10 protein-coding genes are annotated in these 12,200 nt (G+C 73.1%); 7 read left to right on the top strand and 3 right to left on the bottom strand.

Going from position 1 to position 12,200, the window contains the following annotated elements:
- The first annotated feature begins 41 nt into the window (after positions 1-41).
- The 4 genes from FV234_RS16310 to FV234_RS16295 all read left to right on the top strand — a co-directional run bounded on the left by FV234_RS16310 (position 42) and on the right by FV234_RS16295 (position 4,726).
- Positions 42-773, top strand: a complete 732-nt coding sequence (locus tag FV234_RS16310; RefSeq protein WP_147830393.1) for an isochorismatase family cysteine hydrolase — start codon at positions 42-44, stop codon at positions 771-773.
- Positions 770-1,864: a ring-opening amidohydrolase gene (locus FV234_RS16305; RefSeq protein WP_147763527.1), complete on the top strand. Its 1,095-nt coding sequence runs from the start codon at positions 770-772 to the stop codon at positions 1,862-1,864. Before FV234_RS16310 ends, FV234_RS16305 begins: the two co-directional genes overlap by 4 nt.
- Before the next feature lie 10 nt (positions 1,865-1,874).
- A complete protein-coding gene (locus tag FV234_RS16300) occupies positions 1,875-3,434 on the top strand; it encodes an ABC transporter ATP-binding protein (RefSeq protein ID WP_147763528.1) in 1,560 nt (519 codons plus the stop codon).
- Positions 3,435-3,748: 314 nt separating this feature from the next.
- Positions 3,749-4,726, top strand: coding sequence for an HWE histidine kinase domain-containing protein (locus tag FV234_RS16295; protein ID WP_147763529.1), 978 nt, complete (start codon positions 3,749-3,751; stop codon positions 4,724-4,726).
- Positions 4,727-4,850: 124 nt separating this feature from the next.
- Here the strand turns inward: FV234_RS16295 and FV234_RS16290 are convergent, their stop codons facing one another.
- On the bottom strand, positions 4,851-5,252 hold the full coding sequence (locus FV234_RS16290; RefSeq protein WP_147752133.1) for a hypothetical protein: 402 nt from the start codon (positions 5,250-5,252) through the stop codon (positions 4,851-4,853).
- Between the two features lie 377 nt (positions 5,253-5,629).
- Here FV234_RS16290 and FV234_RS16285 point away from each other — a divergent pair, with 377 nt between their 5' ends.
- Positions 5,630-8,050: a PAS domain S-box protein gene (locus FV234_RS16285; protein WP_147763534.1), complete on the top strand. Its 2,421-nt coding sequence runs from the start codon at positions 5,630-5,632 to the stop codon at positions 8,048-8,050.
- 21 nt (positions 8,051-8,071) lie between these two features.
- The gene (locus tag FV234_RS16280; protein WP_147763530.1) at positions 8,072-9,268 is read left to right on the top strand and encodes an FAD-dependent monooxygenase; all 1,197 of its coding nucleotides are present in this window, start codon (positions 8,072-8,074) and stop codon (positions 9,266-9,268) included.
- Between the two features lie 45 nt (positions 9,269-9,313).
- Here FV234_RS16280 and FV234_RS16275 read toward each other — a convergent pair whose 3' ends face one another.
- Both FV234_RS16275 and FV234_RS16270 read right to left on the bottom strand, forming a co-directional pair.
- Entirely contained in the window at positions 9,314-10,321 is a 1,008-nt protein-coding gene (locus FV234_RS16275; RefSeq protein WP_147763531.1) for an NAD(P)-dependent alcohol dehydrogenase, read from the bottom strand.
- 17 nt (positions 10,322-10,338) lie between these two features.
- A complete protein-coding gene (locus FV234_RS16270) occupies positions 10,339-11,190 on the bottom strand; it encodes an SDR family oxidoreductase (RefSeq protein WP_147830391.1) in 852 nt (283 codons plus the stop codon).
- 176 nt (positions 11,191-11,366) lie between these two features.
- Here FV234_RS16270 and FV234_RS16265 point away from each other — a divergent pair.
- Positions 11,367-12,200 (top strand): LysR family transcriptional regulator (locus FV234_RS16265; protein WP_147830389.1); only part of this gene is annotated, 834 nt, incomplete at its 3' end.

The following is a 12,200-nucleotide window of genomic DNA, read 5'->3' as shown; positions in this document are numbered from 1 at the left end:
CGACAAAGCGGTTCGGCAAGCCAGTGCCCTGAGGCATCGTCATGAGCTTCGATCGTCCTCCTTCCGCCGACGCACGGCCCGGCACCACCATCCCCGCCGAGCCCTACCCCTGGCCCTACGACGGCGACCTGCGGCCGTCGAATACGGCGCTGGTCATCATCGACATGCAGACGGATTTCTGCGGGGCGGGCGGCTACGTCGACGCGATGGGCTACGACCTGTCGCTGACCCGGGCGCCGATCGCGCCGATCGCCCGCCTGCTCGCCGCGATGCGCAGCCGCGACTACCTGGTCGTCCACACCCGCGAGGGCCATCGGCCCGACCTCTCCGACCTGCCGGAGAACAAGCGCTGGCGCTCGCGCCGGATCGGCGCCGGCATCGGCGACCCCGGGCCCTGCGGCAAGATCCTGGTGCGCGGCGAACCCGGGTGGGAGATCATCCCCGAACTCGCGCCGCTGTCCGGCGAGGTGGTGATCGACAAGCCCGGCAAGGGCGCGTTCTGCGCCACCGACCTCGAGCTGGTCCTGCGTACCCGCGGCATCCGCAACCTCGTGCTCACCGGCATCACCACCGACGTCTGCGTCTCCACCACCATGCGGGAGGCCAACGACCGCGGCTTCGAATGCGTGGTGCTGGGCGACGCCTGCGGCGCCACCGATCCGCAGAACCACATGGCGGCGCTCCGCATGGTGACGATGCAGGGCGGCGTGTTCGGCGCGGTCTCCGACACCGACGCCGTGATCGCGGCCGTGACCGCGCAGGCGGCCGCATGAGCACGCGCCGCGCCGTCGTCCACCGCATCGCCGTCGCCGCCCCCGACGACGTCTCCGGCCTGGAACGCGCGATCGCGGAGGGCCGGATCGTGCCGGGCGCCGTCGTCGCCATCTTCGGCAAGACCGAGGGCAACGGCCTGGTCAACGACTGGACCCGTGGGCTCGCCGCCCGCGCGCTCCGCGACCTGCTCCGACGGCATGCCGGCGAGGCGGCCGCCGAGCGGGTCTGCTTGGTGATGTCCGGCGGCACCGAGGGCGGTCTGTCCCCGCACCTGACGGTCTTCGAGGTGCGCGAGGCGGACGAACCCGCCGAGCCCGGCGCCCTCGCCATCGGCCACGCCCACACCGCCGACCTGGCGCCCGAAGAGGTCGGGCGCCTGGCCCAGGTCGAGTCGGTGGCCGAGGGCGTGCGCGCGGCGATGCGCGACGCCGGCATCGCCGACCCGGCCGACGTGCAGTTCGTCCAGGTTAAGTGCCCGCTCCTCACCTCGGAGCGGATCGCCGCAGCGCGCGGCCGGGGCGCGGATTGCGCCACCGCCGACACGCTGAAATCCATGGGCCTGTCGCGCGCCGCCGCCTCGCTGGGCATCGCCACGGCGTTGGGCGAGGTCGGCGCGCTGGAGGAGGGCGCGATCGGCCGGGATTTTGCGCTCGCTTCCTCGCGCGCCTCGGCGTCGGCCGGCGTCGAGCTGATGGGCCACGAGATCGTCGTGCTCGGGCGCGGCGCCGGCTGGTCCGGCCCGCTGCGGATCGACCACGCCACCATGGCGGACGCCCTCGACGTCGAGCCGGTGCGGGCCGCGCTGGCCCGGCTCGGCCTCGGCGCGGCCGGACAGCTGGCGCCGGCGCAGCGCGAACGGCTCGTGGCGCTGCTGGCCAAGGCCGAGGCCCCGTCGGACGGGCGCCTGCGCGGGCGTCGCACCACCATGCTCACCGATTCCGACCTCGCCGCGACCCGCCACGCCCGCGGCTTCGTCGGCGGGGTGCTCGCCGGCCTCGTCGGCCACGCCGAACTCTACGTCTCGGGCGGCGCCGAGCATCAGGGACCGGATGGCGGCGGCCCCGTCGCGATCATCGCCCACGCGCCGTGAGAGGCCGCCCATGACGTCGCCAGCCCCGGTCCCGATGCCCGTCCCGCCGCGCGCCATCGGCGTCGAGACCGTCGGCATGACGAAGCGCTTCGGCGCCTTCGCCGCCCTCGACGACGTGTCGATGAAGATCGCGGCCGGCGGCTTCCACGCGCTGCTCGGCGAGAACGGCGCCGGCAAGTCGACCTTGGTGAAGTGCGTGATGGGCTTCTACGCCCCGAGTGCCGGCACGGTGCTGGTCGACGGCCGCGAGGCCGAGATCACCAACCCGAAGGGCGCGCAGGGGCGCGGACTCGGCATGGTCTACCAGCACTTCACGCTGGTGCCCTCGCTCACGGGAGCCGAGAACCTCGTCATCAGCCGCGCCGACGCGCCCTCCGTGATCGCCTGGGGCCGCGAGCGCGCGCGGCTCTCCGCCTTCATGGCCGGCATGCCGTTCCGGCTGAACCTCGACCGGCCGGTGGCGGAGCTGGCGGCGGGCGAGAAGCAGAAGCTCGAGATCGTCAAGCAGCTCTATCTCGAAGCCCGCTTCCTGATCCTCGACGAGCCGACCTCGGTCTTGACGCCGGCCGAGGCCGAGGAGGTGCTGGGGCTGCTCCGCGCGATGACCGATCGCGGCGACCTCACCGTGCTGATGATCAGCCACAAGTTCCGCGAGGTCGAGACCTTCGCCCGGAGCCTGAGCGTGCTCCGGCGCGGGAAGCTCGTGGGCGGCGGCGCGGTCGGCGAACTCTCCCGCGACGACATGGCGGCGATGATGATGGGCGAGCGCAAGGTGCGCGTGCCGGCCGCCCGCGTCGGCGCGCCCGACGAAGCCCGCGAGGTCCTGCGCATCGCGGGCGTCACCGCCACCGACGCCTCGGGCCTGCGCCACATCGCGATCGACGCGCTCAGCGTTCGCGCCCGCGAGGTCGTCGGCATCGCCGGCGTCTCGGGCAACGGCCAGAAGGAGCTGGCCGACGTGCTCGGCGGGCAGGTCCGCGCCACCGGCGGCCGGGTGGTGGTGGCCGGCGCGCCCTATGCCGGCACCCGCGCCGAGAGCCGCGCGCGAAAAGTCCGGTTCATCCCGGAGGAGCCGCTGCGCAACGCCTGCGCGCCGCGGATGTCGGTGGTCGAGAACCTGGGCTTTCGCGCCTTCGACCGGCGCGGCGACGACCCCACGGCCAAGCCGACCTTCTGGCTCGACCGGGGGGCGATGGCCCGGCGCGGACGCGACCTGATCGAGCGGTTCAAGGTGAAGACCGCCTCCTCGGAGGCGCCGATCGCCACCCTGTCCGGCGGCAACGTGCAGCGGGCGGTGCTCGCCCGCGAGCTGACCGACCCGGTCGACCTGCTGATCGTGGTCAACCCGTGCTTCGGCCTCGATTTCTCCGCCGTCTCGGAGATCCGCAACCGGATCGTGGCCGCGCGCAACGCCGGCGCCGCGGTGCTGCTGATCAGCGAAGACCTCGACGAGATCCTGGAGCTGTCCGACCGCATCGTGGTGATGTCGGAGGGCCGCCTCGTCTACGAGACGCCGGCCGCCACCGCCGAGGTGGCCACGATCGGCCGCCACATGGCCGGGCACCACTGAGGTCGGGCGTCCGACAGGGACTGGGTGTCCGGCCACAAGCCCCTCGGGATCAGGGGGCGCGTAGCTGCGCGCGAAGGAATCCTCCAGCGATCGCGCGACAGCGAGGTGTTCGGATGCCGGCGCTTCGTGGAGCGGGCCGAAGGCTGACGCCCGACTGCATCCCTCGCGCGTGACGGTCTCGTGCGGGTGCCGCATCGCGACATCGCGACCGGAGCAAAGGCGCCAGATCCGAGTTCCCTTCCGTCGAGACGGCGCCGCGCCTGCATCCGGGCCGAATTCCGGCAGGATGCGAACAGCTCGATTCGGAAGGACGCATGGCGCAGGGCACGGATCTCACCGGCGAAGCGTGGACGCTCGCGAGCTTCACCGCGGCGATCCATCGGGGCGGCGTCGGCCTCTGGGCGTGGTCGCCGGAGCGGCGCCTCGCCCAGCTCGACGAACTCTGCCGCGCGTTCTGGGAGACGACGGAGCCGGTGGTCGGCATCGACGCCCTCTTCGCGCGGGTGAACGCCGAGGACCGCCCCGCGATGATGCGGGACTGGGCGGCGAGCGCCGTCGACCCGCACGCCTACAGCTTCGACTTCCGCATCGGCGAGGGCGCCGACGCGCGCTGGATCTCGGCGCGCGGCGTCGGCGGCGAGGCCGGCCGGGTCGGCGAATGGGTCCAGGCCATCTTCCTCGACATCACCGACCGCAAGCGGGCCGAGGAGGCCGAGCGGCTGCTGACCGCCGAGCTCGCCCACCGCGTCTCGAACATGTTCACGGTCGCCCGCGCGCTCACCGCCATCGTCGCAAGGGAGGCGACCTCGACGCCGAACTTCGCCGAGGACCTGTCGCAGCGCTTCGGCGTGCTGCACGAGGCGACCGCCCTGGCGATGCGCGCCAGTGGGGCCGACCAGGGCGACGTGCGCCTGCGCGACCTCGCCGAGCGCATCCTGGCGCCGTACCTGCGCGGCGCCGACATCACCGTGGACGTGGCGGACGCGGTCGTGGCGCCGCGCGACAAGGTCAACGACTACGCGATGATCTTCCACGAGCTCGCCACCAACTCCGCCAAGTACGGCGCGCTGGCGGGCGGCGGCACCCTCGACCTCGTGGCGCGGGTCGCCGACGACGTGCTGACGCTGGACTGGACCGAGGCCGGCGCGGCGTCCGGGATCACCAAGGCCGACGGCACCGGGTTCGGCTCGCGCCTTCTCAAGCAGACGATCGAGCGCAGCCTCGCCGGCCGCTTCGAGCGCACCATCGACGCCGCCGGGCTGCATTTCCGGATGGTGGTCCCGGCCCGGTGACGGGCCGGCGGCCGCGCCGCGCTCACCTCGCGACCGAACACGAAGGAGGGCGCCCGACTCGCGTCGGGCGCCCTCGAACGATGAACCTGTGCGGACGGGCGATGCCCGCCCGCGCGTCCGTTCGTCAGTAGCCGTAGGCCGGGTAGCCGTAGCCGTAGGCCGGGGCGTAACCGTAGGCCGGCGCGTAGCCGTAGCCGCCGTAATAGCCGACCGGGCGGCCGTAGCCGTATCCGCCGTAACCACCATAGCCGCCGTAGGAATTCGCGACGATCGCGCCGGCTGCGAGGCCGGCGATGCCGAGGCCGATGGCCGCGCCCGGGCCGATGCCGCGGCGGTAGCCGTAGCCGCGTCCGTATCCGCCGTAGCCACGGTATCCGCCGTAGCCGCCGCGGAAGCCGACGCCGCGATAGCCGTAGCCGCCGTGACCGTAGCCGCCGCCGTAACCCCAGCCGCGGGCCTCGGCGGGCGCCGACGCCAGCAGGCCGAGGCCGAGCAGCGCGGTGGAAGCGAGTGCGAGCTTGCGCATTCGAGTTCTCCTGTCGTGATGCGTATGGGACCTAAAACACCTTCGGCCCGATCGCGTTCCAACAGGGGATGATCGTTCGCTGCGTCGCAGCGTCCGGCGATGGAAATCCGACGCCGGGTGCCAGGAGTTCCTGCTCCTTCTCGGATGGTCCGGCGTGGAGGCCGGGCATCGGTTTCCGACCGCTCGGGATCGGCCTGCGGCGACCGTCCGCGATGCCCCCTGCGCCCCCCGCGTTGACCGGAGGCGATCGCCTGACGCATGAAGGCCGGCGGCATCACGGGCGTCCGGACGGGCGCTCCGCCGTCGCCGCGGACCGTTCGCGAACGGGTGTTCCGGGGCGGCGAGCCTCCCGGAACATGTCCCTGGAAATGGACGGCATGGACGACGAGATCGAGCGCCTGCGCAGCGAGAACCGGAGACTCGAGGCCGAAGTCGCGCGCCTGCGCGAGCGCAACGCCGCGCATGTGCGCCTGCCGCAGGAGGGCCAGCGCACCTCCGGGGCGGACGTCGACCTGCTGTTCACGGCGGCGGAGAAGACCCGCATGCCGCAGATCGTCACCGACCCGAACCTGCCGGACAACCCGATCGTGTTCGCCAACCGGGCGTTCCAGGTCCTGTGCGGCTACTCGGCCGAGGAGCTGATCGGCCGCAACTGCCGCTTCCTGCAGGGGCCGGACACCGACCCGTCCGACATCGCCAAGGTGCGCGACGCCATCGCCGCGCGGCGCGACGTGGTCGTCGAGATCCTGAACTACCGCCGCGACGGCTCGACCTTCCGCAACGAGCTCTACGTCAGCCCGGTCTTCACCCCCGAGGGCCACCTGCGCTACTTCTTCGCGAGCCAGCTCGACGTCACCCGGTTCCGCACCGAGGAGGGCATGCTCGCCGAGAGCGAGGCGCGCTACCGCACCCTGTTCAACGCGCTCGACGCCGGCTTCTGCGTGATCGAGCTGCGGTTCGACGCCGACGGCCGCGCGGTCGACTACCGCTTCGTCGAGGCCAACCCCGCCTTCTCGCGCCACACCGGCCTCGACGACGTGGTCGGCAAGTGGGTGAGCGAGGTGGTGCCCGACCTCGAGCGGAGCTGGCTCGACACCTACGGAAAGGTCGCCCTGACCGGCCGGGCCGTCCGCTTCGAGAGCGGGGTCGTCGCGCTCGGCCGCTGGTTCGAGGTCCAGGCCCTGCGCATCGGCGATCCCGTGCAGCACCGCGTCGCCCTGCTGTTCAACGACGTGACCGACCGGCAGAAGGCCGAGAGCGTCCTGCGCGACACCGCCCGCGACCGGACCACGGAGCGCGACCTGGTCTGGCGGGCCAGCCGCGACCTCCTCGTGGTCTGCGGCTTCGACGGCCTCTACCGCTCGGTCAACCCGGCCTGGAACGGGATGCTGGGCTGGTCCGCCTTCGAGCTCGTGCGCACCTCGTTCAGCGACTACGTCCACCCCGAGGACAAGGCGGCCGCCTCCGCCGCCTTCGAGCAGCTGCGCGCCGGCCAGGTGCTGGACAGCCTCGACGTGCGCATGCTCACCGCCGACGGCGGCTACCGCTGGGTGTCGTGGAACGCGATCCCGCAGGAGGACCACTTCTACGGCGCCGGCCGCGACGTCACCGAGCGCCGCGCCCTGGAGGAGCAGCTGCGCCAGTCGCAGAAGCTCGAGGCGGTCGGCCAGCTCACCGGCGGCGTCGCGCACGACTTCAACAACCTGCTGACGGTGATCCGGTCCTCGACCGACCTGCTCAAGCGCCCCGACCTGCCGGAGGAGCGCCGCCAGCGCTACATCGGCGCGATCTCCGACACGGTCACCCGCGCCGCCAAGCTCACCGGGCAGCTGCTCGCCTTCGCCCGGCGCCAGTCCCTGACCCCGGAGGTGTTCGACGTCGGCCGCAGCGTCGCCTCGGTCGCCGACATGGTCGGCACGCTCACCGGCGCCCGCATCCGCGTGGTCACCGACGTCGCCGCCAACCGCGACGGGCGCGGCAACGAGGTGCCCTACCTGATCGACGCCGACCCGAGCCAGTTCGACACCGCGCTGGTCAACATGGCCATCAACGCCCGGGACGCGATGGACGGGGAGGGCCGCCTCGACATCAACGTCCGCCGCGCCTCCGCCATCCCGGCGGTGCGCGCCCATCCCCGCGTCGCCGGCGACTTCGTCGCCGTCTCGGTCCGCGACACCGGCACCGGCATCGCGACCGCCGACCTCGACCGGATCTTCGAGCCCTTCTACACCACCAAGGGCGTGGGCCAGGGCACCGGGCTCGGCCTGTCGCAGGTGTTCGGCTTCGCCAAGCAGTCGGGCGGCGAGGTCGTGGTCGAGAGCACGCTGGGCGAGGGCACGACCTTCACCCTGTACCTGCCCCGCGAGGTCGGGCGCTCGGTGGCGGCCGAGGACGACGGCGAGCCCGAGCCCCTGGCCGACGGGCACGGCACCCGCGTCCTCGTGGTCGAGGACAACCAGGAGGTCGGCTCCTTCGCCACCCAGGCCTTGCGCGAGCTCGGCTACGAGACCGTGTGGGCGATGAGCGCGGAGGAGGCCCTGACGGTGCTCTCCGCGTCCCCGCGCTTCGACGTGGTGTTCTCCGACGTGGTGATGCCGGGGATGAACGGCATCGACATGGCGCGGGAGATCCGCCACCGCCAAGCCGGCCTGCCGGTCGTGCTCGCCTCCGGCTACAGCCACGTCATCGCCGAGCAGGGCACCCACGGCTTCCCGCTCCTGAAGAAGCCCTACTCGGTGGAGGACCTGTCCCGCACCCTGCGGCGGGCGGTCAACCGCGCCGGCGCGGCGGGGCCCTGATCCGTCCACCATGAGCCCCGCATGCCCCGCCGCATCCTGATCACCGGCGCCAGCGTCGCCGGCAACACCGCGGCGTGGTGGCTGGGGCGCTCCGGCTTCGACGTCACCGTCGTCGAGCGGGCGCCGGACTTCCGGGACGGCGGCCAGAACGTCGACGTCCGCGGGGTCGGGCGCGCGGTCCTGCGCCGCATGGGCCTGGAGCAGATCGCCCTCGCGCAGGGCACCGGCGAGGAGGGCACCGCCTGGGTCGACGGGCAGGGCCGGGCGGTCGCGGCCTTCCGGATGGATCCGAGCCTCGGCGACGGCCCGACGGCGGAGATGGAGATCCTGCGCGGCGACCTCGCGCGGCTGCTCTACGAGCCCGCCCGGCAGCGCGCGACCTACCGCTTCGGCGACCGCGTGACCCGCATCGACGACGCGGCCGACGCCGTGACGGTGGGCTTCGCGAGCGGGGCGAGCGCGCGCTACGACGCGGTCCTGATCGCCGAGGGCGTCGGCTCGAGCACGCGCGAACTGGTCTTCCCCGGCGAGGCCGACCCGCGCTGGATGGACCTGACCATCGCCTACTTCACCATCCCGCGCATCGCGGGCGACGACCGGATGTGGCGCTGGTTCAACGCGCCGGGCGGGCGCGGCATCTCGCTGCGTCCCGACCAGCACGGCACCACGCGCGCGATGCTGACCCTGCGCCAGCCCCCGGGCGGCGAGCAGGATTGGGACGCCGCCCGGCAGAAGGCCTACCTGCGCGAACGCTTCGCCGACGCCGGCTGGCAGGCCGCGCGCGTCCTGTCCGGCCTCGACGCCACCGCGGACTTCTACTTCGACGTGCTGCGCCAGGTGCGGATGCCGCGGTGGTCCGGCGGCCGCGTGGCGGTCACCGGAGACGCGGCCTGGTGCGCCACGCCGCTCGCCGGCATCGGCACGACGCTGGCCGTCACAGGCGCCTACGTCCTCGCCGCGGAGCTGGCCGCCGCCGACGACGTCGCCGCGGCCTTCGCCGCCTACGAGCGCGCGATGCGCCCGATGGTCGAGGACGGGCAGGGCGTGCCCAAGATCGCGCCGAAGCTGATGAACCCGAACACCCGCCTCGGCATCCGCCTGCTCCACGGCGCCCTGCGCATCGCGAGCACCAAGCCCGCCCGCCGCCTGGCTGCGCGCTTCACCGCCGGCCGCGCCAAGGAGCCGGACCTGAGCCGGTATCCGGTGCCGGAGGTGTGACACGGCCTCCGCGCGATCGAAGCGGAGGCCGCCTCTTCCGCGCGATCAATATTCGAGGGCGATCTTGCCGAAGTGATCGCCGGCCTGCTGCAGGCGGAAGGCCTCGGCGATGTCGTCCAGCGGGAAGCTGCGGTCGATCACCGGACGCAGGCCCGTCGCCTCCAGGCCGCGGATCATCTGCTGCTGGAGGCGGCGGCTGCCGACGATCAGGCCCTGAAGCCTCTGCTGGCGTGCCATCAGCGCCGCGGTCGGCACCGGGCCGGCCGGCCCGGTGAGCACGCCGATCAGCGCGATGTGGCCGCCGACCCGTGCCGCCACGATCGACTCGGCGAGCGTGCCGGCACCGCCGACCTCGACCACGTGGTCGACGCCGCGCCCGCCGGTCAGGTCGCGCACCGCCATGCCCCAGTCGGGCCGGGTGCGATAGTTGACGAGGTGGTCCGCCCCAAGCCCGCGGGCGCGTTCCAGCTTCGCGTCGGAGGACGAGGTGGCGATGACGGTCGCCCCCATCGCCTTGGCGATCTGGAGCGCGAAGATCGACACGCCGCCGGTGCCGAGCACCAGCACGCTGTCGCCCTCCTTGAGACCGCCATTCGCCACCAGCGCCCGCCAGGCCGTCAGCCCGGCGGTGGTCAACGTCGCCGCCTCCGCGTGGCTGTAGCCGGCCGGCGCGCGGGTGAAGCCGCTGGCCGGCGCGACCACGACCTCGCGGGCGTAGCCGTCCACGCCGTCGCCCGGCGTGGTCGAGAAGTCGGCGACCGTGGGCTCGCCGTCGATCCAGTGCGGGAAGAACGTCGAGACGACGCGGTCTCCCACCGACAGGTCGGCGACGCCCGCGCCCACGGCCTCGACGATCCCGGCGCCGTCGGACATCGGCACGCGCCCGGGGGCGGTCTTCATGCGCCCGGTGACGACGGCGAGGTCGTGGAAGTTGAGCGAGCTGGCATGGATGCGCACGCGCACCTCGCCGGCCCCGGGCGCACCGGGATCGAGGCCGTCGACGATCGAGAGCCCGTCGAGGCCGAGCGCGCCGCCACAGGTGATGGTCTTCATCGAAACGTTTTCCTTCTTCAGGCGGCCGGCAGGGCGTCGCGGACCGCTTGCGCCAGCGGGGTGGTCGGGCGGCCGATCAGCCGGGAGAGCTGGCGGCCGTCGTCGAACAACGCGCCCTGCGAGGCGTCGACGTCCCAGGCGGCGAGCCCTTCGGCGAAGGCGTCGGGGATGCCGGCGCCCTTGAGGATGCCGGCATAGGTGTCCTGCGGCAGGTTCTGGTAGGGGATCGCGCGCCCGGCCGCCTTCGACAGCTCGGCGGCGAGATCGGAAAGCGTCACGGCGTCGTCGCCGGCGAGCTCGTAGGTGCGGCCTTCATGACCCTGGCCGGTCAACACCGCGACCGCGGCGTCGGCGTAGTCGGCGCGTGACGCCAGGGACAGCTTGCCGTCGCCGGCGCTGCCGACGAAGGCGCCGTTGGCGAGCGCCGGCGGGATCGAGGCGGTGTAGTTCTCGACGTACCAGCCGTTGCGCAGGATCGTGGCGGGGATGCCGGACGCGGCCAGATCCGCCTCGGTCGCGCGATGCTCCTCGGCCAGGCTGATCGGCGAGCGGTCCGCGTGCAGGATGCTGGTGTAGACGATGCGCCCGACGCCGGCACGCTTGGCGGCCTCAATGACGTTGCGGTGCTGCACGGGGCGCTGGCCGACCTCGCTCGACGAGATCAGCAGCAGCGTCTCCACGCCCTCCAGGGCGGCGGCCATCGTGTCGGGCTTGGCGTAGTCGAAGGCGCGGGCGGCGACGCCGAGGCCGGCCGCCTTGCCGGGCGAGCGGACGAGCGCGACGACGGCGTCGGCGGGAACCTCGGCCTTCAGGCGCTCGATCACGAGGCGCCCGAGCTGGCCGGTGGCACCGGTCACGGCGATGGTCATGGGTGTTCTCCGTCTTGGATCAGTTGGATCGGACGCGGGTCCGGCGTCGGCGGAGGTCCTCCGGGAGGAGGCCCGGTTCGGGGGCGCCGCCTGTCGCAAGCCGGGATATGGACCTTGCCGTCCGATGCGATAATCGACAATGTATGACGATCTGCTCACACCAGGAGTACGAGGTCGTGGCCGATCGTCTGACCGGCATGGAGGTGTTCGTCCGCGTGGTCCGCCTCGGCGGCATCTCGGCCGCCGCGCGCGAGCTGCGCATGTCCGCGGCCATGGCGACGAAGCACATCGATGCGCTGGAGGCGCGGCTGGGCACCGCGCTGGTCCATCGCACGACGCGGCGGGTCTCGCCGACCGAGGCCGGCGCCGCCTACCTGGAACGCACCGAGCGCATCCTGGCCGAGATCGGCGAAGCGGAGGGCGAGGCGGCTTCGCGCGCCCTGGAGGTCGAGGGGCTGCTGCGGGTGAGCGCGCCCGCGACCTTCGGCGTCCTCCACCTCGCGCCGCTGCTACCCGCCTTCCATGCGCGCCATCCGCGGGTGACGGTCGAGTTCGGCTTCACCGACCGCTACGTCGACCTGCTCGAGGAGAAGTGGGACGTGGCGGTGCGCATCGGCCGGCTCGTCGACAGCAGCCTGGTCGCGCGCAAGCTCGCGCCGATGCGGATCGCGCTGTGCGGCGCCCCCGGCTACCTGCGCGAACGGGGGACGCCCCGGATCCTCGCGGACCTCACCGCCCACGATTGCCTGGGCTACACCATCGTCTCGCAGGCCGGCACCTCGACCTGGAGCTTCGGGCGCGGCGGGGAGGTCGTCGTCCCGGTGCGCGGCAGCATGCACGCCAACAACGGGGAGGCGCTGGTCCGCGCCGCGGCGGCCGGCCAGGGCCTCGTCTACGGGCCGCGCTTCGTCGCCGCGGCCGAGCTGTCGCGGGGCGCGCTGGTCGAGATCGACCTCGACGTGCCGACTATGGATCTCGGCTGGGTGCAGGCCTTGACCCACCCCACCCGC

Source organism: Methylobacterium sp. WL8 (assembly GCF_008040045.1).
Lineage (GTDB): Bacteria > Pseudomonadota > Alphaproteobacteria > Rhizobiales > Beijerinckiaceae > Methylobacterium > Methylobacterium cerastii.
Note: the sequence above shows the minus strand (reverse complement) of the source record. Positions and strands in the feature narration are given on the sequence as shown.

Bases quoted from the DNA above. Each gene is read 5' to 3' on its own strand.
- FV234_RS16300 (WP_147763528.1), top strand. From the start codon at position 1,875: ATGACGTCGCCAGCCCCGGTCCCGATGCCCGTCCCGCCGCGCGCCATC.
- FV234_RS16270 (WP_147830391.1), bottom strand. From the start codon at position 11,190: ATGACCATCGCCGTGACCGGTGCCACCGGCCAGCTCGGGCGCCTCGTG.
- FV234_RS16310 (WP_147830393.1), top strand. From the start codon at position 42: ATGAGCTTCGATCGTCCTCCTTCCGCCGACGCACGGCCCGGCACCACC.
- FV234_RS16280 (WP_147763530.1), top strand. From the start codon at position 8,072: ATGCCCCGCCGCATCCTGATCACCGGCGCCAGCGTCGCCGGCAACACC.
- FV234_RS16275 (WP_147763531.1), bottom strand. From the start codon at position 10,321: ATGAAGACCATCACCTGTGGCGGCGCGCTCGGCCTCGACGGGCTCTCG.
- FV234_RS16285 (WP_147763534.1), top strand. From the start codon at position 5,630: ATGGACGACGAGATCGAGCGCCTGCGCAGCGAGAACCGGAGACTCGAG.
- FV234_RS16290 (WP_147752133.1), bottom strand. From the start codon at position 5,252: ATGCGCAAGCTCGCACTCGCTTCCACCGCGCTGCTCGGCCTCGGCCTG.
- FV234_RS16305 (WP_147763527.1), top strand. From the start codon at position 770: ATGAGCACGCGCCGCGCCGTCGTCCACCGCATCGCCGTCGCCGCCCCC.
- FV234_RS16295 (WP_147763529.1), top strand. From the start codon at position 3,749: ATGGCGCAGGGCACGGATCTCACCGGCGAAGCGTGGACGCTCGCGAGC.